Origin of the sequence: Streptomyces sp. CC53 (assembly GCF_001865245.1) — a bacterium.
Taxonomy (GTDB): Bacteria; Actinomycetota; Actinomycetes; order Streptomycetales; family Streptomycetaceae; genus Streptomyces.
The window spans coordinates 51,852-72,706 of record NZ_MKXB01000151.1 but is presented as its reverse complement, the minus strand read 5'-3'; the positions used below and the strand labels follow the sequence as shown (position 1 = coordinate 72,706).

Here is a 20,855-nt window from a genome sequence, read left to right as displayed (position 1 = left end):
TCGTACGGGGACCGCGTGCGGCGGCCGTGGGCCACGCGGGCGGAGCACACGGAAGGGCGGCCACCTGTTCCTCAGGTGGCCGCCCTTCGTGCGTTCCGTCTCAGGCGGGGGCCCTGGTCAGCGGTTGCCGCCGTCGGTGCCGCCGTTGCCGTTGCGGTTTCCGCCGTTGGTGTCGCCGCCGGTCGTGTTGGCGCCGCCGCTGATCAGGTCCGGCGGGAGGGAGATGCCGGGGAAGGGGTCGTCGCCGCTGTCCCCCGTGGTGCCCTGGACGAACCCGGTGTCGCCGCCGTTGCCGCCGTTCGACCGGCCCGGCTTGTTGTCGCCGCGGCCCCGGTCGCGGTCCCGGTCGCGGTCCCGGTCCCGGGGCGGCTGGGGCTGCTGGGGCTCGGGGATGTGGACTCGGGTGAAGCTGGGCGACGGCTTTCCTTCCAGGGCGCCCGCGACGGCGTCCTTCCAGATCGGCCCGGGGACTTGGCCGCCGAAGACCAGCGGGTGGTAGCGGCCGCCGATGGTGATCCTCACCATCTCCACCTTCTGGGTGGCGCTGCCGACCCAGACGGCACCGGACAGGTTCGGGGTGTAGCCGACGAACCACGCGTTCTTGCGCCCGTCGGTCGTACCGGTTTTGCCCGCGCTGTCACGGGACTGGAGTCCGGCCGCCTGGCCGGTGCCGGAGTCGATCACACCGCGCAGGAGCGTGTTGATCGTGTCGGCGGTCTGCTGGCTCATGGCCTGGGAGCACTTCGACTGCGGCACCTTGAGGCTGCTGCCGTCCGCCGCCTTGATCGACTCGATGGCGGTGGGGGTGCAGAACCTGCCCCGGTTGGCGAAGGCGGCGTACGCGTTGGCCATGTTCAGCGGGGACACGCCCTGGGAGCCGAGGGTGAGCGCGGAGGGGCTCTCGGGCAGCTTCTTGTCGTTGCCCATGACGACACCGAGCTTGTCGGTGATCTCCACGACGGGGCACATGCCGATCTCTTCGAGCATCTGCACGAAGTAGGTGTTGACCGACTTGGCCATCGCCTCCTTCAGCGCGTACGGACCGACCTCGGACTCGTTCTCGTTCTCGGCGGTGTCCTTGCCGACGTTGACCCACGGCTTGCCGCTGCAGGTCTGCACGCGCTCCGGGTACGGCATCTGGTACGGGGACGAGTAGACCTGCGTCGGCGGCTTGCCCTGCTCCAGGGCGGCGGCGGCCAGGAACGGCTTGAACGTGGAGCCTGTCGGGAAGCCGAAGTTGGAGCCGCCCATGCTCTTGTTGACCGAGTAGTTGATCTGGGTCTCGTTCTTGCCGAAGCCGTACGGCTTGGACTGGCCCATCGCGAGGATCTTGCCGGTGCCGGGCTCGACCATCGTGATTGCCGCGGCGACCTTGTCGTCCTGGTAGACGTGGTCCTTGAGGGACTCCTGCGCCGACTTCTGGGACTGCGGGTCCAGGGTGGTGCGGATGGTGAGGCCGCCGCGGTTCCAGATCTTCGCGCGCTCCTCCCTGGTCTTGCCGAAGACCGGTTCGGAGAGGAAGACCTCGCGGACGTAGTCACAGAAGAAGCCGGCACCGTCGCGGGCGGTGATGCAGCCGTTCTTGGGTCTGGTGATCTTGAGCTTGATCGGCTTCGCCTTGGCCTCGTCGGCCTCCGCCTGGCTGATGTCGCCGACGGCCACCATGCGCTGCAGGACGACGTTGCGGCGCTGGGTGGCCTCCTCGATGTCGTTGACCGGGTCGTAGCGGCTGGGCGACTGCACGAGACCGGCGATCATGGCGGCCTCGCCGAGGGTGAGGTCCTTCGCCTTCTTGGAGAAGTACCGCTGGGAGGCCGACTCGACGCCGTACGCCTGCTGGCCGAAGAAGGTGATGTTGAGGTAGTTCTCCAGGATCTTCTTCTTGCCGAGTTCCTTCTCGACCTGGATCGCGTACTTCAGCTCCTGGATCTTGCGGCCCAGGGTCTGCTGGGTGGCCTGGCGGAACTTCTCGCGGTCGTCGCCGGCCTCCTCGACGAAGACGTTCTTCACGTACTGCTGGGTCAGCGTGGAGGCGCCCTGGGAGACGCCGCCCGACTGGGCGTTCCGGTTGAGCGCGCGCAGGACGCCCTTGACGTCGATGGCGCCGTGCTCGTAGAAGCGCGCGTCCTCCACCGCGATGATCGCCTTCTGGAGGTACGGGGAGACGTCCTCCAGCGGCACGACCGTGCGGTCGCGGGAGTAGACCGTGGCGATGGTCCCGCCCTCGGCGTCCAGGATCGTGGTGCGCTGGCTCAGCGGCGGACGCTTCAGGTCGGCGGGGATCTCGTCGAACCCCTCCACGGAGCCCTTGGCCGCGAGCCCGAGCGCGCCCGCCGCCGGCATGGCGATACCGGCGAGGACCACTCCGGAGAGCACGCTGACACCGAGGAACTTGGCGGCCTGCTCGGTCCGGGTCAGACCGCCGCCGGGGCGCTTCTTTGGCATGGGGGAAAGCCTACGTTCTCATTCGCCGGACACGTGTATATGCCTTGGCCTAAGCTGGCCATCACAACGACAGCACCCGTTGCTGTGGTTGCGGTAGTCACAGCAGTCACAACTCTGTTGCAACCCCGGCCCCCTCCCCCCGGCGCCGCAGTCGGCTCCCCCGCGACACGCGCCGACCGCCTCCGTACGTGGTGTGCACCACCCTCCGGTACTACGTCCGGGCCCGCTCCCCAGGTTCCCGTGCCGGGCAGAAACCTGTCCGATTTTGTGCCGTGTGATGGGGTGTGCCCTGTGTGGCAAAAGTGAATTGCCCCGTTTCGCGCAAGACATCTTGTATGTCTATCGGTCACTCCCCTGGGTGATCTGCCGCGTACGCATAGTCCGTTCGGGCCATTCAAGATTGGGCCCGATGGAGGTGTTGCGGTGTCCCGGCCTTCCGTAACGTCCTCAACTGGCAGCGGTGAATATGCCGCTGCCGCCGTGGGGGAGCCTCGATTCGGGAGAGGACGGCGCCGGCATGGGCTGGGTAGCTGACTGGAGTGCGCAGGCGGCCTGCCGCACTACCGATCCGGATGAACTGTTCGTACAAGGAGCGGCGCAGAACAGGGCCAAGGCGGTGTGCACCGGGTGTCCGGTGCGCACCGAGTGCCTGGCCGACGCGCTGGACAACCGCGTCGAGTTCGGCGTGTGGGGCGGGATGACGGAACGCGAACGGCGGGCGTTGCTGCGCCGTCGGCCGACCGTCACCTCGTGGCGCCGGCTCCTGGAGACCGCACGTACCGAGTACGAGCGGAGCGCGGGCGTCCTGCCCGTCGCACTGAACGACGACGAGACCTACGAGACGTACGCTGCGGTCGGCTGACCGGCCTCCGGCGCCCCCGTCGTACCGGGGCCTTCAGCCGGTGGCCAGGCGGTTGCCGATGGCCCGCAGCCCCGCGAGGTCGTGGACGTCCCCGGGCAGTGCGGACACCTCCGCCACGGCCACGTCGGGGTGGAGCGAGAGGAAGCGGTCGCGTGTTCGCTGCTCACGCGCGATGACCTGCATCCGCTCCGCGTGGAGACGCAGGAGCCCGGCCGTCAACGCGGCCACGGCGGGCGGCACTTCTGCGGCGGTCGCCGGTACCGCCGAGGCGTCCGGCGTGGCCCCGTCGCCCTGCGCCCCGGTGGGCGCGGCCGCACGGCCCGCGCCGTCCGTGCGCGTGCCCTCGGTGGCCCCGGCCCCGGTCGGCGTGGATCGGGCGTGCGCGGGCGCCAGGTCGCGGACGGCCGCGCCGGGCGGGGGAGCACTGCGTGCGGCACCGGGTCCCGCCGAGGCAGGCTGCGCGAGCTCGGGGCGAGCGGGTGCGGAGGCCGCCGACCCGGGGTCAGCGGGTGACCCGGCGGGTGCGGGTGAACCGGGCGCCGGGGCGTCGGGGGAGACGGCGTCCGGGCGGCCCCCACGAGTCTGCCCGCCTCCCTGATCCACCATGCCGGCTCCGTCAAGATTTTCCGCGGCTGCGAGGGACCGCTCGGCGGACAGCCGGGCGGCGCCGCTGCCGTGCACGCGGTTGAGGACGAGCCCCGCGAGGGGCATCCGCTCCGCGGCCAGCCGCTCCACGAAGTACGCGGCCTCGCGCAACGCGTCCTGCTCCGGGGCGGCCACCACGAGGAACGCCGTCCCGGGGGCCTGCAGCAACCGGTACGTGGCGTCCGCCCGGGTGCGGAAACCGCCGAACATGGTGTCCATCGCGGTCACGAACGTCTGCACGTCCCGCAGGAACTGACCCCCCAACAGCTTCCCCAGCGTGCCCGTCATCATCGACATGCCGACGTTCAGGAACTTCATGCCCGCCCGGCCGCCCACCTTCGCCGGCGCCATCAGCACCTTGATCAGCCGGCCGTCCAGGAACGACCCCAGCCGTTTCGGGGCGTCGAGGAAGTCCAGCGCCGAGCGGGACGGCGGCGTGTCCACGATGATCAGGTCCCAGGCGTCCCCGGCCCGCAGCTGCCCCAGCTTCTCCATCGCCATGTACTCCTGCGTGCCCGCGAAGCCGGCCGACAGGGACTGGTAGAAGGGGTTCGCCAGGATGGCGCGGGCCCGCTCGGGATCCGCGTGGGCCTCGACGATCTCGTCGAAGGTCCGCTTCATGTCCAGCATCATCGCGTGCAGCTCGCCCCCGGCGCCCGTGTCGACGCCCGGCACCCGGCGCGGCGTGTTGTCCAGCTCGTCGATGCCCATGGACTGCGCCAGCCGCCGCGCCGGGTCGATGGTCAGCACCACCACCCTGCGGCCGCGCTCCGCCGCCCGTACGCCCAGGGCCGCCGCCGTCGTCGTCTTGCCGACGCCGCCCGCGCCGCAGCAGACGACGATGCGGGTCGCCGGGTCGTCCAGCAGCGGATCGATCTCCAGCCGCACGGCCTCGGCGTCCCGGCCGACGGCCGCACCGCCGGCGGACGAGCCCCGCCGCCGCGGAGCCGCCGCCTCCGGGACCGCGCCCTCCGGCCGTCGTACCGCGCCCCCCGCGGCCGCGCCCTCCGGTCGTCGACGCCGGGCCCCCGCTCCGCGGGCCCCGCCCACCGTGCCTGGGGCCTTCCCCGTGCCGCCGGGGGCCTCGTGCACCGCGTCGGCCGTCGTCATGCGCCCACCCCGAGCTTCCGTAGTTCCCTCGCCAACCGGTACAGCGCCGCCAGGTCCACGCCCTCACCCAGCAGCGGCAGTTCGTACGCCGGGACGTCCAGCTTCGCCAGGGCCTCCCGCTGCTCCCGCTCCAACCCGACCCGGTGGGCGTGGTCGGCGGCCTCCTCCAGCAGCGGGCCCACCAGCCCCTCGGGGCCCGCCACCCCCGCAGCCGCCAGGGCCTGCGCGATGCCCTCGCGGCGCCCGGCCGTGGCGGCCCGTACCGCGTCCTCGTCCAGCAGCTGCGGACGCACCATGTTCACGAACACGTTCCCCACCGGCAGGTCGGCGGCGCGCAGCTCGGCGATGCCGTCGGCGGTCTCCTGGACCGGCATCTCCTCCAGCAGCGTCACCAGGTGCACCGCCGTCTCGGGCGACTTCAGCACCCGCATCACGGCCTGCGCCTGGTTGTGTATGGGGCCCATCCTGGCCAGGCCCGCCACCTCGTCGTTGACGTTCAGGAAGCGGGTGATGCGGCCGGTCGGCGGGGCGTCCATCACCACGTGGTCGTAGACGAAGCCGCCGTCCTTCCCCTTGCGGCGCACCGCCTCGCACACCTTGCCGGTGAGCAGGACGTCCCGTACGCCGGGGGCGATCGTCGTCGCGAAGTCGATCGCGCCGAGCTTCTTCAGCGCCCGGCCCGCCGCGCCCAGTTTGTAGAACATCTGGAGGTAGTCGAGGAGTGCCCGCTCCGCGTCGACCGCGAGGGCGTACACCTCCCCGCCGCCCGGTGCGACGGCGATCTTGCGCTCCTCGTAGGGGAGCGCCTCCGTCGCGAAGAGCTGTGCGATGCCCTGTCTGCCTTCGACCTCCACGAGGAGGGTCCGTCTGCCCTCCGCCGCGAGGGCGAGCGCGAGGGCGGCGGCGACCGTCGTCTTACCGGTACCGCCCTTGCCGCTGACGACCTGGAGCCTGCTCACACCAGCGAGCGTAACCAGTCGCCGTGTCACCCACGCAGGAGGCCGCCCCTGGGCATGCCCGCGGAGCGGATACAGTCGGCCCCATGACCAAGTGGGAATACGCGACCGTGCCCCTTCTCGTGCACGCGACCAAGCAGATCCTGGACACCTGGGGCGAGGACGGCTGGGAGCTCGTCCAGGTCGTCCCCGGCCCGAACAACCCGGAGCAGCTCGTGGCGTACCTCAAGCGGGAGAAGCAGTGACCGGGCGCGTCGAGGCCGCCCTCGCGGAGCGCGGGCTGACGCTGCCGCAGGTCGTCCCGCCGCTCGCCGCGTATCAGCCGGCCGTGCGGTCCGGCGCGTACGTGTACACCGCGGGGCAGCTGCCGATGGTGGACGGGAAGCTTCCGGTCACCGGCAAGGTCGGCGCCGAGGTCACCGCCGAGGAGGCGAAGGACCTCGCGCGCATCTGCGCGCTCAACGCGCTGGCCGCGGTGAAGTCGGTCACGGGTGACCTGGACCGCATCGCGCGCGTCGTGAAGGTGGTCGGCTTCGTCGCGTCGGCCGCGGACTTCACCGGGCAGCCCGCCGTGCTGAACGGCGCGAGCGAGCTGCTGGGCGAGGTCCTCGGCGACCGGGGCGTGCACGCCCGCAGCGCCGTCGGTGTGGCCGTGCTGCCGCTGGACGCGCCGGTCGAGGTGGAGCTCCAGGTGGAGCTGCTGCCGGAAGAGGGCTGACGGGCAGACACCCGGGAGAGCCCTCCCGGACGGCGGCGGGCCTCCCGAAGGAAGGGTCCCGCCGGCCGGTTCCCGCCGCCGGGGGCTCTTTCCGTCCCGCTGCGGCCCTCGCGGGCGCGGCGGGGCGGTTCTCCGTACGGGCCGCCCTTCTCCGCGCCGGTTGATCCGCATAGGCTCCGGCCATGCCTTACGGTCAGCCCAATGGTCAGTGGTACCCGCCGGAATGGCCCGGCCTCATCCGCGCCCTCGCGGCCGGCGAGCTGACGCCGGCGGTGCCGCGGCGGGCCGCCACCGTCATGCTGCTGCGGGACGGCGAGGCCGGCCTCGGGCCCGAGGTGCACATGCTGCGCCGACGGACGTCCATGGCGTTCGCGGGCGGCGCCTACGCCTACCCGGGCGGCGGGGTCGACCCGCGGGACGAGCAGCCGGTCCGGTGGGCCGGCCCGGCGCCAGAGGAGTGGGCGGCCCGCCTCGGGGTGGCGGAGCCCGCCGAGGCGCAGGCGATCGTGTGCGCCGCGGTCCGCGAGACGTACGAGGAGGCCGGGGTCCTGCTGGCCGGACCCGATCCGCACACGGTCGTGGCGGACACGACCGGCGACGACTGGGAGGCCGACCGGGCCGCCCTCGTGGCCCGGGAGCTGCCCTTCGCGGAGTTCCTCGACCGGCGCGCCCTCGTGCTGCGGTCCGACCTGCTCGGGGCGTGGGCCCGCTGGATCACCCCCGAGTTAGAGCCGCGCCGCTACGACACCTGGTTCTTCGTGGCGGCCCTCCCGAGCGGCCAGCGCACCCGCAACGCCTCCTCCGAGGCCGACCGGACGGTGTGGACCCGCCCCGAGGACGCGGCGGCCGGCTACGACAAGGGCGAGCTGCTGATGATGCCGCCCACCATCGCGACGCTCCGCACCCTCACCGCGTACGGTTCCCCGGCGGCGGCGCTCGCCGGGGCACGCGGCCGGGACCTGGCCCCGGTGCTCGCGCAGGCCCGGCTGGAGGGCGAGCAGGTGGTGCTGAGCTGGCCGGGGCATGATGAGTTCACGAAGCACGTGCCCAGTGGCGTACGCCCCGACACGGCCGGAGGTGGTGAGGCATGACCGACGCCGCCGCCCTCCCGGGTCAGCCGCGCGGGGCCGTGGTGTCCGGGCCCGCCACCGAACGGGCCGTGAACGTCCTGGCGCCCAACCCCTCCGCCATGACCCTGGACGGCACCAACACCTGGATCCTCTCCGAGCCCGACTCGGAGCTCGCCGTCGTCGTCGACCCGGGCCCGCTCGACGAGGGCCACCTGCGGCACGTACGGGACACCGCGGAGCGCCTGGGCAAGCGGGTCGCCCTGACGCTGCTCACCCACGGCCACCCCGACCACGCCGAGGGCGCGGGCCTCTTCGCGGAGCTGACCGGGACCCGCGTGCGCGCCCTCGACCCGGCGCTGCGCCTCGGGGACGAGGGCCTGTCGGCGGGGCAGACCGTGGCGGTCGGCGGGCTGGAGCTGCGGGTCGTCCCGACACCCGGGCACACCCACGACTCGCTGAGCTTCCACCTGCCGGCGGACCGGGCGGTGCTCACCGGGGACACGGTCCTGGGCCGCGGGACCACGGTGGTGGCCCATCCGGACGGACGGCTCGGTGACTACCTGGACTCGCTGCGGCGGCTGCGCTCCCTGACCGTCGACGACGGGGTGCACACGGTCCTGCCGGGGCACGGGCCGGTCCTGGACGACGCGCAGGGTGCCGTCGAGTACTACCTCGCCCACCGGGCCCACCGGCTGGCCCAGGTCGAGACGGCCGTGGAGGACGGGTACGTGACCCCCGCGGAGGTCGTGGCCCGGGTGTACGCCGACGTGGACCGGTCGCTGTGGCCGGCGGCGGAGCTGTCGGTGCGGGCGCAGTTGGAGTACCTCGCGGACCACGGCCTGATCTGACCGACGGTCGCGGGCGGCAGGGGCGCATCCGGAAGCGGAAACGTGGCCTTACCTGCACGGGATCGGCATGTCCCGGGCACCATGCGGTGCTTTACGCTCCCTTTACCAGCGTCATCGCTCGAATGGGGGGTCCCTGTGTTCGTTCTGGGCATTCTGCTGCTCATCGCAGCGGTCGTGTTGTACGTGGTGTCGCGGAGCACCGACCGGTCCGGGTTCCGGCTCGGTGCCGTCGGCGCGCTGCTCGCCGGAATCCTCGCCGGCCTGCTGAGCTGCCTGCACGTCGTCAGTGCGTACGAGGTCGGTGTGCCGGTGACCTTCGGCAAGGTCGGCTCGCCGATGAAGCCCGGTATGAACGTCATCTCGCCGTTCACCGACGTCACCAGCTTCTCGACGCGCCCCGTCGACCTGAACCTGTCGGACAAGGACGTGGTCGAGGTCCGTTCCTCGCAGGGCGGCGTGATGTACGCCGAGGTGACCGTGAAGTGGGCGGTCGCACCGACGAAGGCCGTCGAGCTGTACCGGCTCGCCGGCAACGAGGCCGCCATCCAGCAGCGGCTGGTCTACCCGGACAGCCGCGAGATCGTCCGCAACGTCTTCGCCCGCTACACCAGCGAGGAGGGCTACACGTCCGCCCGCGAGCGGATCAACGCCGAGATCGGGAAGCTGGTCAAGGAGCGGCTGGCCCCCCGCGGCATCGACGTCACGACGGTGAACCTGCGGAACGTACGGCCGTCGGAGAAGCTCCAGGAGCAGATCGACCGGAAGATCCAGCAGGAGCAGGCCACCGAGCGGGCCCAGGAGGCCGCCCGCACCGCCAAGGCGGAGGCGGAGCGCCGCCGCATCGAGGCCGAGGGCATCGCGAAGGCCAACACGATCCTCAACGAGTCGTTGACGGACAAGGTCCTGTTCAACCAGTGCATCGAGGCGTACAAGGAGGCTGCCGCGAGCAACCCGGTGTACGCGGTGCCGTGCGGTGACGGTGGGGGCACGCCGGTGATCGTGGACGGCAAGAAGAAGTGACCGCCGGGCCCCTGCCGGACGGGCGCGCCGCTGCGCGCGCGTGAAGGGGCGGCAGCACAGCAGGAGGGCCGCCCCGCGCGCCCACCGGTCGACGGTGTCGATCCGGCCGGATGCGGGGCGGCCCTCTGCGGCGTTCTTGGCGCCGGCGGCCGTGCGGCGCCCGGTCCTCGGGGCCCGGCGCCCGCGGTCAGCGGGAGCGCTTCGCGAGGCGCTCCACGTCCAGCAGGATCACGGCGCGCGCCTCCAGGCGCAGCCAGCCGCGGCCCGCGAAGTCGGCCAGTGCCTTGTTGACGGTCTCGCGGGAGGCGCCGACCAGCTGGGCCAGCTCCTCCTGGGTCAGGTCGTGCACCACGTGGATGCCTTCCTCCGACTGGACGCCGAAGCGGCGCGACAGGTCGAGGAGGGCACGTGCCACCCGGCCGGGGACGTCGGAGAAGACCAGGTCGGACATCTGGTCGTTGGTCTTGCGGAGGCGGCGCGCGACGGCGCGCAGCAGGGCGGCCGCGACCTCGGGGCGGGCGTTCAGCCAGGGCTGGAGGTCGCCGTGGCCGAGTCCGAGCAGCTTGACCTCGGTCAGGGCGGTGGCCGTGGCCGTGCGCGGACCCGGGTCGAACAGGGACAGTTCGCCGATGAGCTCTCCGGGGCCGAGGACGGCCAGCATGTTCTCGCGGCCGTCGGGGGAGGTCCGGTGGAGCTTGACCTTGCCCTCCATGACCACGTAGAGCCGGTCTCCCGGGTCGCCCTCGTGGAAGAGCGAGTCGCCGCGGGCGAGGGTCACCTCACTCATCGAGGCGCGGAGCTCCGCGGCCTGCTCGTCATCGAGCGCCGCGAAGAGCGGGGCGCGCCGCAGAACGTCGTCCACGAGTACTCTCCTATGTCGACCTGCTCAGGGACGTTGGTCCCCATGATGCCGGACGCCGCGGCCCTCGTCCGGGGGGCGCTGCGCGCGGCGGTGGTGTGCGACCCGGCGTCCGCAGGGTAATCATCGTGCGATCAATCACAACAAGTTTGACGCACCGGTTCGCGTGTCCGTACGGCAGGGGCCCGATTGGGTCCTCATCGCCCGTGCCCAGGGCGGATCCCGGCGGGCGCGCTTAGGCTGGCCGGGTGTCCAAGTCGCCGGTGAGAGCGCAGGCCGAGGGGGCCGGAAGAGTGTCCGGGGAACAGAATTCCGCTGTGGGCGAACAGGTGTCGCCCGTGACCGCGAAGGAAGCCGGAAAGTCGGCAAACGGGGCGAATCGGCCAACTGAGGCGGATGGGCGGGGGAAGCGGGGAACCGGCCGCAGGAGCGGTGCGGCCCGGGCCGCGGAGCCCGTACGGGGAACGACCGGCGCCGGTACCGGCCGGCCGGCGCAAGCCGCCACGTCCTCCGCCCCCGGCGCGAGCGGGGCTGCCGGCCAGGCCGCGGCGTCGGGCAGGGCCGGGGCACGCGGCAAGCCGGGGGCGCCGGACGGAACCGGCACCACCGCCGGGGCCGGGAAGTCCCGAGGCCCCGGCAGGGCGGCCAGCGAGGCCAGGACCGGCCGCGCCACCGGTACCGGCGCGAAGGCTGCCGGCACCGCCCATGCCGGCAAGAGCGCCGACCAGGGCAGGAGCACCGGCCGGGGCAAGGGCACCGAGCCGGCCAAGAGGGCGAAGCCGAGCGGGAGCGCCAAGCAGACCGGGGGCGCCAAGTCGCCCGAGAGCGGCAGGCCGGCCCAGCCGGAGTCGCGGTTGGCCCTGGTGCGGCGGGCGCGGCGCATCAACCGCGAACTCGCCGAGGTCTACCCCTACGCCCACCCCGAACTCGACTTCCGCAACCCCTTCGAACTGCTCGTCGCCACCGTCCTGTCCGCCCAGACCACGGACCTGCGCGTCAACCAGACGACGCCCGGGCTCTTCGCGAAGTACCCGACGCCGGAGGACATGGCGGCCGCCGTGCCGGAGGAACTGGAGGAGGTCATCCGGCCGACCGGGTTCTTCCGCGCCAAGGCCAGGTCGCTGATCGGCCTCTCCACGGCCCTGCGGGACCGCTTCGACGGGGAAGTGCCGGGGCGCCTGGAGGACCTGGTCACCCTCCCCGGGGTCGGCCGCAAGACCGCGAACGTCGTCCTCGGCAACGCGTTCGGCGTCCCCGGCGTCACCGTCGACACCCACTTCGGGCGGTTGGTGCGGCGCTGGAAGTGGACCGCACAGGAAGACCCCGAGAAGGTCGAGGAGGAGATCTGCGGCCTGTTCCCCAAGTCCGACTGGACGATGCTGTCCCACCGCGTGATCTTCCACGGCCGCCGCATCTGCCACTCCCGTAAACCGGCCTGCGGGGCCTGCCCGATCGCCCACCTCTGCCCCGCGTACGGCGAGGGGGAGACGGACCCGGAGAAGGCGAAGAAGCTGCTCAAGTACGAGATGGGCGGCTACCCGGGCCAGCGCCTCGCCCCGCCGCCGGACTTTCCGGGCCGCCCCGCCGCACCCCTGGGCACCGGCCAGGGAGCCGCCGTCGGAGCGGAGGACACACCGGGCAGTGGCTTCGGTGCCTGACCGGTCCCGACCCGGCCGGGCGCGAGCCGGCAGCCGGACCGGGCGTCAGGGACGCCGAAGGCCGGGGCGCACGTCGGAACGAACCTGTGCCCGACACACGTTGTGAGATGCGGGGGTGCCTATGACGCGAGCGAGAGAAGAAAGCACCGGCGCCGCCGGAGCCGATCGCGGCCCGGAGGGCCGGTCCGGCCGTGAGACCCGCCGGCGGTCGGCGGGAGAGCCCGCACGAGGCGGGAGGGCCGCCGCGGACCCTGCGAAGGTTTCCGCGCCGGATCCGCGCCGTGCCCGGCGCGCCAGGGCCGCGGGCATCGAGCCGGGTCCCGCGGCCGTGCCCGGTCACGGCGCCGCCCAGGGCGGCGAGCCCGGGTCCCTGGCGCCGCGGCCGCACGACGCCGCGCCCGGGCGGACGCAGGCCGTGCCGGTGGACGTCACCGCCGACGGGCTGCCCGACTGGCTGGAGCCGGTCTCGCGCTCGACGCGCACCATCGCTCCCGAGCAGCTCAGCCGGTACCTGCCCCCCGCGTCCGGAGGACGGCAGGCGGCCGTCCTGGTGCTGTTCGGTGAGGGGGCGCGCGGCCCGGAGCTGCTGCTGATGGAGCGGGCCGGCACCCTCCGCTCGCACGCCGGCCAGCCGTCCTTCCCCGGCGGTGCGCTCGATCCCGAGGACGGTGACCCGGCGACCCTGGGGCCGCTGCGCGCCGCGCTGCGCGAGGCCGAGGAGGAGACCGGCCTCGACCCCGGAGGCGTCCAGGTCTTCGGCGTGCTGCCGCGCCTCTACATCCCGGTGAGCGGTTTCGTCGTCACGCCCGTACTGGGATGGTGGCGGACGCCCAGCCCTGTGGGCGCCGTCGATCCGGGCGAGACCGCGCGGGTGTTCACCGTACCCGTGGCCGGATCTCACGGCCCCGGCCAACCGCGCCACCGTGGTCCATCCCAGCGGCTACCGGGGGCCCGCGTTCCTGGTGGAGTCGGCCCTCGTCTGGGGCTTCACGGCCGGGGTGATCGACCGGATCCTGCACTTCGCGGGGTGGGAGCAGCCGTGGGACAGGAGGAAGCAGGTCCCACTCGACGCGCGTGCATGACAGGGTGGCAGGACAGGTGACGGCCGCACCCCGCGGCCGTACGGGTACGGGGTGACCGGCCCCAGGGCGGCCGGCGATGATCTGTGAGGCTCATGACGGTGAACGTGCTGGACATTCTGCTGCTGGTCGCCGCCGTGTGGTTCGCGATCGTCGGGTACCGCCAGGGGTTCGTGGTCGGCATCCTGTCCGTGGTCGGCTTCCTCGGCGGCGGCCTCGTGGCCGTCTACCTGCTGCCGCTGGCCTGGGGGCCCCTCACCGGGGACGCGGAGGTGTCGACGACCGCCGCGATCATCGCCGTCGCGGTGGTGCTGATCGCCGCCTCCGTCGGGCAGACCCTCACCACGCACCTGGGCAACAGGCTGCGCGGCCACATCACCTGGTCGCCTGCGCGCGCCCTGGACGCCACCGGAGGCGCTCTCGTCAACGTGATGGCGATGCTGCTGGTGGCCTGGTTGATCGGTTCGGCCCTGGCCTGGACGTCCGTGCCGACCGTGGCCAAGGAGGTGCGCAGCTCCAAGGTGCTGCTGGGGGTGGAGCAGGTGATGCCCGCCCAGGCGTCCACGCTGTTCACGGACTTCACCACGGTGCTGGCCCGGAACGGCTTCCCGCAGGTGTTCAGCCCGTTCGCCAACGAGCCGATCGCCGAGGTACAGCCGCCCGACCCGGCGCTCGTCAACAGTCCCGTCGCGGCACGCGCACAGCGGTCGATCGTGAAGGTCGTCGGCACGGCCCGCAGTTGCGGCAAGGTCCTGGAGGGCACGGGCTTCGTGTTCGGGGAGCGCAGGGTCATGACGAACGCCCACGTGGTGGGCGGGGTCGACGAGCCGACCGTCCAGATAGGCGGTGAGGGGAGGCTGTACGACGCGACGGTCGTCCTCTACGACTGGGCGCGGGACATCGCCGTGCTGGACGTGCCGGACCTCAGGGCTCCGGCACTGGAGTTCACCGAGACGGACGCGCGCAGCGGCGACGGTGCGATCGTCGCGGGCTTCCCGGAGAACGGCGCGTACGACGTGCGCTCGGCGCGTGTCCGGGGTCGCATCAACGCCGACGGTCCGGACATCTACCACCGCGGAGAGGTCCGGCGCGACGTGTACTCGCTGTACACGACGGTCCGGCAGGGCAACTCCGGCGGGCCGCTGCTGACCGAGGACGGGAAGGTGTACGGCGTGATCTTCGCGCGGTCCCTGGACGACCCGAACACCGGCTACGCGCTGACGGTCGACGAGATCCGCGAGGACATCGCGCTGGGCCTGAGCGCCGGGCAGCAGGTCGACAGCCAGGGCTGCGCCCTCTGACGCGGCCGTCCGGCGCGGCGGCGGGACTCCGTGGGTGCGGTCCCGCCGCCGGCGGCGGCTCTCGTGGGCCGTACTGCGGGTCCCTGCGGCCGGTGTGCCGAGCGGTGTCGGCGTCGTGCGGGCGACGGCCGCCCGGGCTGCCGACGGCGGCAGCGGTCAGGAGACCCGAGGACGTTCACACCGACCGCGCCGGCCTTGCCGACCGTACGTCGGCCTCCGACGGGCGGGACGTGCGGCGCGGCCTCGCCGGCCGCCCCGCGCCTGCGGGACGGTCAGCCGCGCGGATGGTGTCGCAGCCGGGCGGAGACCCACCGTGCCCGGCGGCGCAGGATGCGGGGGATCCCGAGATGGCCGTCCGACACGGCCTCCTGCGGCCCGCTCCTCTCGGGAGTCGGCGCGGCGGATGCCGAGCGGCGGTCGTGTGCGGCGTCAACATGGTCGTGCGTCCAGCCCATACCCCGACGTGTGCCCGTGCCCCAAGGTCGGTAACCGCCTGAGGGACAGCCAATTGGCCTATGCGGACGGCATTTGGCTGTTCGTAGGACAACCGTTCCTGCGGCTTCGTGCGGCTTCCGCCGTGCCCCGGACGGGAAGCGGTGCGGTGGTGCTCAGCGATCGGGTTCGGGGTCCTTGAGCCAGCCGACGAGTTCGGTGGAGAAGGCCATCGGGTCCTCCTCGTGCGGGAAGTGGCCGAGCCCGTCGAACAGCCGCCAGCGGTAGGGTGCTTCGACGTACTCACCCGACCCCGCGGCGCTGCGCGTGCGCATCACCGGGTCCTGCGAGCCGTGCAGATGCAGCGTGGGAACCCGCACGGGACGCTTCATGCGCCGGTTGAACTGGTAGCCGTCCGGGCGTGCCATGGACCGCACCATCCACCGGTACGGCTCGATCGAGCAGTGCGCTGTCGACGGGATCGTCATCGCCCGCCGGTAGACGCCGAGTGTCTCGTCGTCGGGGGTCCGCGCCCCGGACCACTCCCGGATGAGTTCACCGACCAGTGCCGCGTCGTCCGCGACCAGCTTCCGCTCCGGCAGCCACGGGCGCTGGAAGCCCCACACGTAGGAGCCGGCGCGGGACTGGCTCACGTCCGACAGCATCGCGGAGCGCCAGCGACGCGGGTGCGGCATCGAGGACACCACCAGGCGCCGCACCAGCTTCGGCCGCATCACCGCCGCCGTCCACGCCAGGTAGCCGCCCAGGTCATGGCCCACGAGAGCGGCGTCGGGCTCACCCAGGGACCTGACGACCCCGGTGATGTCGAGCGCCAGGTTCGCGGGGTCGTAGCCCCGGGGCGTGCGGTCGCTGCCGCCCACCCCGCGCAGGTCCATGGCCACCGCCCGGAAACCGGCTTCGGCCAGCGCGGTCAGCTGGTGCCGCCAGGTCCACCAGAACTGCGGGAAGCCGTGCAGCAGCAGGACCAGCGGACCGTCACCCAGCTCCGCGATGTGGAAGCGCGCCCCGTTCGCGGCCACGTCGCGGTGGGTCCAGGGGCCCTCGATCCGCACGGGGTGGCCGGACGGGCCGGGAGGGTTGCCGGTGCTGCTCTCAGGGACGGTCATGCAGACGAGCGTGCCACAGGCTCGGCCTTCTCCAGTGCCGGACGGCTGTCGGGGCGCGGGTGCGGCCTGGCGTTCTGCAGCACCGCGGCGGTCTCCTTGACGGATGCGGCCGTCTTCTGCGGACCCTTGCCCTGCTTGGCCTTCTTCATCAGGGAGACCCCGACGAGCCCGCACACCACGGCGACGACGACGTTCACCGCGAACGACAGGAGGAAGCAGACGGACAGGTGCCAGCCGGTCCACGCCTGGAAGCCGTACGCCAGCGCGAAGCTGAGCATCGGCAGCGAGAAGAGCAGCACGGTGGCGGCGGCCACCAGCCCGGCGCTGCCGGCGGCGCCGCGCTTGACGTCCTGCCGCAGCTGCGCCTTGGCCAGCGCGATCTCGTCGTGCACCAGAGCGGACATCTCGGTGGTCGCGGAAGCGACCAGCTGCCCCAGCGTCGGCTGACCGCCGTTCAGGTCCGGCACACCGCTCGCGCCCGGCGCGGCGCTGTTCTCGCGGGTGGCGAACGCGGCGCTGCCGGCCCTCGCGGTCTTGTCGGCGGGGTCGCTCATGTCTAGCTCCCTCTCTCCTGGTACGGCCTGTGGGTCGGCCCTTCCGGCGGGTGCACGGCGGCCCGCGTGCGGCTGCCGCGGTCCGGTCGGGGCCTGCGGCCCGCCGCGTACGGCGTCCTGCGTGCGGTGCCCCGCCTCGGGGTCCGACCTCAGATCATGCCGGACCGTCGGCGTCGCCGCGCGATGCCCCCGTGTCGTCGGCCTGCCGCCCGTTCCCTGCGGCCTGCTGCGCGGCCTCGTCGGCGTGCTGCGCCGCCTCCTCGGCCTTCAGCCGGTGCTGCTCCGCCCGCCGCCGGTGCTCGGCGGCCTTGCGCTCGTAGATCTCGGCGAGCCTGCGGTGGTGCTCCGGGTCTTCCGCCTCGTAGACGTCGGGGATGCCGCTCATGTCCTCGTCGCGCTCCTCCACCTCGACGAGGGCCTGGTACTTGCGCACCCGCAGCTTCAGCAGGACCGTGGCGAGCAGTGCGGCGATGAGCGAGCCGATGAGGACGGCGGCCTTGACCTCGTCGGTGAGCGTGGAGTCGCCCTCGAAGGCGAGTTCGCCGATGAGCAGCGACACCGTGAAGCCGATGCCGGCCAGTGTGGCGACGGCGAAGAGGTCGGCCCAGGCCAGGTCCGGGTTGAGCTGTGCACGGGTGAAGCGGGCCGTCAGCCACGTGCCGCCGAAGATGCCGAACGCCTTGCCGACGACCAGGCCGAGGACGACGCCGAGCGTCTCCGGCTTGGTGAAGACGTCACCGAGGGCCTCGCCGGAGACGGACACACCTGCGGAGAACAGCGCGAACATCGGGACGGCGAAGCCGGCCGACAGGGGGCGCACCTGGTGCTCGATGTGCTCACCGGGGGACGCCTCCTCGCCCTCGCGGCGGTGGCAGCGCAGCATCAGGCCCATGGCGACACCGGCGATGGTGGCGTGGACGCCGCTGTTGTACATCAGGCCCCAGATCACCAGGGCGAGCGGCACGTAGATGTACCAGCCGCGCACCTCCAGGCGCCGGAGCAGCCAGAAGACGACCAGACCGGCGACGGCTCCGCCCAGGGCGGCGAAGTTCAGGTCGCTGGTGAAGAAGACCGCGATGATCAGGATTGCGAACAGGTCGTCGACGACGGCCAGCGTGAGCAGGAACGCGCGGAGCGCCGAGGGCAGCGACGTGCCGATGACGGCGAGCACGGCCAGGGCGAACGCGATGTCGGTGGCGGTGGGCACGGCCCAGCCGCTCAGGGAGCCGCCGCCGGTGGTGTTGACCACGACGTACACGAGGGCGGGTGCCACCATGCCGCAGAGCGCCGCGACGACCGGGAGGGCGGCGGCCCTGGGGTCGCGCAGTTGGCCCGCCACGAGTTCTCGCTTGAGCTCGATGCCGGCGACGAAGAAGAAGATCGCGAGCAGTCCGTCGGCAGCCCAGTGCTGGAGTGACAGGTCCAGGTGGAGCGACTCGGGGCCTATGTGGAAGTCGCGGACCGACTCGTAGGTGTCGCCGAGCGGGGAGTTCGCCCAGATGAGTGCCGCGACCGCGGCGAGGAGCAGCAGGACGCCGCCCACCGTCTCCGTGCGGAGGGCCTCCGCGACGAACGTCCGCTCGGGGAGGGAGAGACGGCCGAGGAACTTGCGCTCGGAGTTGTTGTTGGTCGTCTTGGGCGCGGCCACGGTCCAGGGACCTCCGGTCGTGTCAGTAAGCGGGCATGACGAAGCACATGCCGACCAGACTTCCCGGCACCCCTTGGACTCTTTATCGATTGGTTGATGCGACCCATACCCTACAAGGCGAGCGCAAGGGAATTTCGGACAATATGCACTCTAGCCACAAAATGACCACCCGGCGCGCTGGCGCCGGGTGGTCTCGGGTGGTTTTGTCGCGCTGGGGCGGTGCTGTGTCCGCGCCGGTGAAGGGTGGGTCGGAGTGCCGTTCGCGCATCCGACGTGCGGGTTGTACGGCGCGTGGCCGGCCCAGTGCGCCCCGCCGTCATGGCTGCGGGCGCACCTCCGGGCGGACTCAGCCCTCGCTGGGCGCTGCGGGCAGCTTCGCCTGAATAAGGTCCATAACGGAGGAATCAGTCAGAGTGGTCACGTCCCCGAGGGCCCGGTTCTCCGCGACGTCCCGCAGCAGCCGGCGCATGATCTTCCCCGAGCGGGTCTTCGGCAGCTCCGCCACCGGAAGGACCCGCTTCGGCTTCGCGATCGGACCGAGGGTCGCGCCGACGTGGTTGCGCAGCTCGGTGACGAGCCCCTCTGCGTCGGACTCCGCCTGGGCCGCCGCCGCGCCGCGCAGGATCACGAACGCCACGATCGCCTGGCCCGTCGTCTCGTCCGCCGCGCCCACGACCGCGGCCTCGGCGACCTTCGGGTGGGAGACCAGCGCCGACTCCACCTCCGTGGTGGAGATGTTGTGGCCGGACACCAGCATCACGTCGTCGACCCGGCCCAGCAGCCAGATGTCGCCGTCGTCGTCCTTCTTGGCCCCGTCGCCCGCGAAGTACCGGCCCTCGAAGCGGGACCAGTAGGTGTCGATGAACCGCTGGTCGTCACCCCAGATGGTGCGCAACATCGACGGCCACGGCTCGGTGAGGACGAGGTAGCCGCCCCCGCCGTTCGGCACCTCGCGCGCCTCGTCGTCGACGACGGTGGCCGCGATGCCCGGCAACGGGCGCTGGGCCGACCCGGGCTTCGTCTCGGTCGCACCCGGGAGCGGAGAGATCATCATCGCTCCGGTCTCCGTCTGCCACCACGTGTCGACGATCGGACACCGCCCACCGCCGATGTGCTCCCGGTACCAGACCCACGCCTCCGGGTTGATCGGCTCGCCGACCGACCCCAGGATGCGGAGGCTGGACAGGTCGAACTTGGCGGGGATGTCATCGCCCCACTTCATGAACGTGCGGATCGCGGTCGGCGCCGTGTAGAGGATCGTGACGCCGTACTTCTCCACGATCTCCCAGAACCTGCCCTGGTGCGGCGTGTCCGGGGTGCCTTCGTACATGACCTGCGTGGCGCCGTTGGCGAGCGGCCCGTAGACGATGTACGAGTGGCCGGTGACCCAGCCGATGTCCGCAGTGCACCAGTAGACGTCGCTCTCCGGCTTCAGGTCGAACACCGCGTGGTGGGTGAACGCCGCCTGCGTGAGGTAGCCGCCCGAGGTGTGCAGGATGCCCTTCGGCTTCCCGGTGGTGCCGGAGGTGTAGAGGATGAACAGCGGGTGCTCCGCGTCGAACGCCTCGGGCGTGTGCTCCGCGCTCTGCCGCCCGACGGCCTCGTGCCACCACACGTCGCGGCCCTCAGTCCAGGCCACGTCCTGCCCGGTGCGGCGCACCACGAGCACCTTCTCGACCTGCGAGACCCGGCTGAGGGCCTCGTCGACCGCGGGCTTCAGCGCGGACGGCTTTCCGCGCCGGTAGCCGCCGTCCGCGGTGATCACGAGCTTGGCGTCGGCGTCCACGATCCGTGCGGCGATCGCGTCAGCCGAGAAGCCGCCGAAGACCACGGAGTGCAGGGCACCGATGCGGGCGCACGCCAGCATCGCCACGGCCGCCTCGGGGATCATCGGCATGTAGACGGCGACCCGGTCGCCCTTCTGTACACCCAGCTCGGTCAGCGCGTTCGCCGCGCGGCTGACCTCGTCCTTGAGCTCCGCGTACGTGATCGCCCGGCCGTCGCCCGGTTCGCCCTCGAAGTGGATGGCCACACGGTCGCCCAGACCCGCCTCCACATGGCGGTCCACGCAGTTGTACGCCACGTTCAGCTTGCCGTCGGCGAACCACTTCGCGAAGGGCGGGTTCGACCAGTCGAGGGTCTCGGTCGGCTCACTGGCCCAGCTCAGCCGACGCGCCTGCTCGGCCCAGAAGGCGAGCCGGTCCGCCGTGGCCTGCTCGTACGCCTCCGCCGTCACGTTGGCGTGCGCGGCCAGCTCGGCAGGCGGTGCGAACCGTCGCTCCTCCTTGAGGAGGTTGGCCAGGCTCTCGTTGCTCACGACATCTCCCATTCCCAGGGCGTCCGTTGTGTCCCGGCCCATAGCTCACCAGCCGGATGCCCGGGTGACAAGGGGTTCCCGGCTATTGGTTTAGACCTCTGTCTCGATGGGTGGGGGTCCTTGGCGGGTGCGGGACCCGGCGCGGAGCCGGCCGGTGACGCGGTGGACGGACTGTACGGTCAGGTGGACGGCCCCGCCGACCCGCG

General features: G+C 72.3%; 17 protein-coding genes and 1 pseudogene. 9 read left to right on the top strand and 9 right to left on the bottom strand.

Annotation, left to right across the window (positions count from 1 at the left end):
• Positions 1-117: 117 nt before the first annotated feature.
• On the bottom strand, positions 118-2,445 hold the full coding sequence (locus BJP40_RS16660) for a transglycosylase domain-containing protein (RefSeq protein WP_071281029.1): 2,328 nt from the start codon (positions 2,443-2,445) through the stop codon (positions 118-120).
• Positions 2,446-2,962: 517 nt separating this feature from the next.
• Here BJP40_RS16660 and BJP40_RS16655 point away from each other — a divergent pair.
• Positions 2,963-3,307: a WhiB family transcriptional regulator gene (locus BJP40_RS16655; RefSeq protein ID WP_071274097.1), complete on the top strand. Its 345-nt coding sequence runs from the start codon at positions 2,963-2,965 to the stop codon at positions 3,305-3,307.
• Positions 3,308-3,340: 33 nt separating this feature from the next.
• On the opposite strand, the gene BJP40_RS16650 is transcribed toward BJP40_RS16655, so the two are convergent.
• The gene (locus BJP40_RS16650; RefSeq protein ID WP_226962531.1) at positions 3,341-5,062 is read right to left on the bottom strand and encodes an ArsA-related P-loop ATPase; all 1,722 of its coding nucleotides are present in this window, start codon (positions 5,060-5,062) and stop codon (positions 3,341-3,343) included.
• Complete coding sequence (locus tag BJP40_RS16645) at positions 5,059-6,021, bottom strand: ArsA-related P-loop ATPase (protein WP_071281028.1); 963 nt, start codon at positions 6,019-6,021, stop codon at positions 5,059-5,061. Before BJP40_RS16645 ends, BJP40_RS16650 begins: the two co-directional genes overlap by 4 nt.
• Before the next feature lie 83 nt (positions 6,022-6,104).
• Here BJP40_RS16645 and BJP40_RS33045 point away from each other — a divergent pair, with 83 nt between their 5' ends.
• From BJP40_RS33045 to BJP40_RS16625, 5 genes are all read left to right on the top strand, one after another.
• Positions 6,105-6,263 (top strand): DUF4177 domain-containing protein, encoded by a 159-nt coding sequence (locus BJP40_RS33045; RefSeq protein ID WP_003991873.1) that lies wholly within the window; start codon positions 6,105-6,107, stop codon positions 6,261-6,263.
• Complete coding sequence (locus tag BJP40_RS16640; protein WP_071274091.1) at positions 6,260-6,736, top strand: RidA family protein; 477 nt, start codon at positions 6,260-6,262, stop codon at positions 6,734-6,736. Before BJP40_RS33045 ends, BJP40_RS16640 begins: the two co-directional genes overlap by 4 nt.
• Before the next feature lie 182 nt (positions 6,737-6,918).
• Positions 6,919-7,827 carry an NUDIX hydrolase gene (locus tag BJP40_RS16635; RefSeq protein WP_071281027.1) on the top strand — a complete coding sequence of 303 codons (909 nt, stop codon included), beginning with the start codon at positions 6,919-6,921 and terminating at the stop codon, positions 7,825-7,827.
• Complete coding sequence (locus BJP40_RS16630) at positions 7,824-8,654, top strand: MBL fold metallo-hydrolase (protein WP_071281026.1); 831 nt, start codon at positions 7,824-7,826, stop codon at positions 8,652-8,654. Before BJP40_RS16635 ends, BJP40_RS16630 begins: the two co-directional genes overlap by 4 nt.
• A gap of 135 nt (positions 8,655-8,789) precedes the next feature.
• Positions 8,790-9,674: a prohibitin family protein gene (locus tag BJP40_RS16625; protein ID WP_071281025.1), complete on the top strand. Its 885-nt coding sequence runs from the start codon at positions 8,790-8,792 to the stop codon at positions 9,672-9,674.
• Positions 9,675-9,861: 187 nt separating this feature from the next.
• On the opposite strand, the gene BJP40_RS16620 is transcribed toward BJP40_RS16625, so the two are convergent.
• Complete coding sequence (locus BJP40_RS16620; RefSeq protein ID WP_030573597.1) at positions 9,862-10,536, bottom strand: Crp/Fnr family transcriptional regulator; 675 nt, start codon at positions 10,534-10,536, stop codon at positions 9,862-9,864.
• Between the two features lie 335 nt (positions 10,537-10,871).
• Between BJP40_RS16620 and nth the strand changes: the two genes are divergently transcribed.
• The 3 genes and pseudogenes from nth (at position 10,872) to BJP40_RS16600 (ending at position 14,571) form a co-directional block, all read left to right on the top strand.
• The gene (gene nth, locus BJP40_RS35640; protein WP_226962530.1) at positions 10,872-12,191 is read left to right on the top strand and encodes an endonuclease III; all 1,320 of its coding nucleotides are present in this window, start codon (positions 10,872-10,874) and stop codon (positions 12,189-12,191) included.
• Between the two features lie 370 nt (positions 12,192-12,561).
• Positions 12,562-13,273, top strand: a pseudogene (locus BJP40_RS16605) (CoA pyrophosphatase).
• 98 nt (positions 13,274-13,371) lie between these two features.
• A complete protein-coding gene (locus BJP40_RS16600) occupies positions 13,372-14,571 on the top strand; it encodes a MarP family serine protease (RefSeq protein WP_177204413.1) in 1,200 nt (399 codons plus the stop codon).
• 272 nt (positions 14,572-14,843) lie between these two features.
• Here BJP40_RS16600 and BJP40_RS35635 read toward each other — a convergent pair whose 3' ends face one another.
• From BJP40_RS35635 to acs, 5 genes are all read right to left on the bottom strand, one after another.
• On the bottom strand, positions 14,844-15,026 hold the full coding sequence (locus tag BJP40_RS35635; protein ID WP_079171237.1) for a hypothetical protein: 183 nt from the start codon (positions 15,024-15,026) through the stop codon (positions 14,844-14,846).
• Positions 15,027-15,179: 153 nt separating this feature from the next.
• Positions 15,180-16,130, bottom strand: a complete 951-nt coding sequence (locus BJP40_RS16595; RefSeq protein WP_071274075.1) for an alpha/beta fold hydrolase — start codon at positions 16,128-16,130, stop codon at positions 15,180-15,182.
• Positions 16,127-16,684, bottom strand: a complete 558-nt coding sequence (locus tag BJP40_RS16590; protein WP_079171236.1) for a phage holin family protein — start codon at positions 16,682-16,684, stop codon at positions 16,127-16,129. The genes BJP40_RS16595 and BJP40_RS16590 overlap by 4 nt, the downstream gene beginning before the upstream one ends.
• Before the next feature lie 154 nt (positions 16,685-16,838).
• Positions 16,839-18,332 carry a Na+/H+ antiporter NhaA gene (gene nhaA / locus BJP40_RS16585; RefSeq protein WP_079171235.1) on the bottom strand — a complete coding sequence of 498 codons (1,494 nt, stop codon included), beginning with the start codon at positions 18,330-18,332 and terminating at the stop codon, positions 16,839-16,841.
• Positions 18,333-18,678: 346 nt separating this feature from the next.
• The gene (gene acs / locus BJP40_RS16580) at positions 18,679-20,691 is read right to left on the bottom strand and encodes an acetate--CoA ligase (protein WP_177204404.1); all 2,013 of its coding nucleotides are present in this window, start codon (positions 20,689-20,691) and stop codon (positions 18,679-18,681) included.
• Positions 20,692-20,855: the final 164 nt, after the last annotated feature.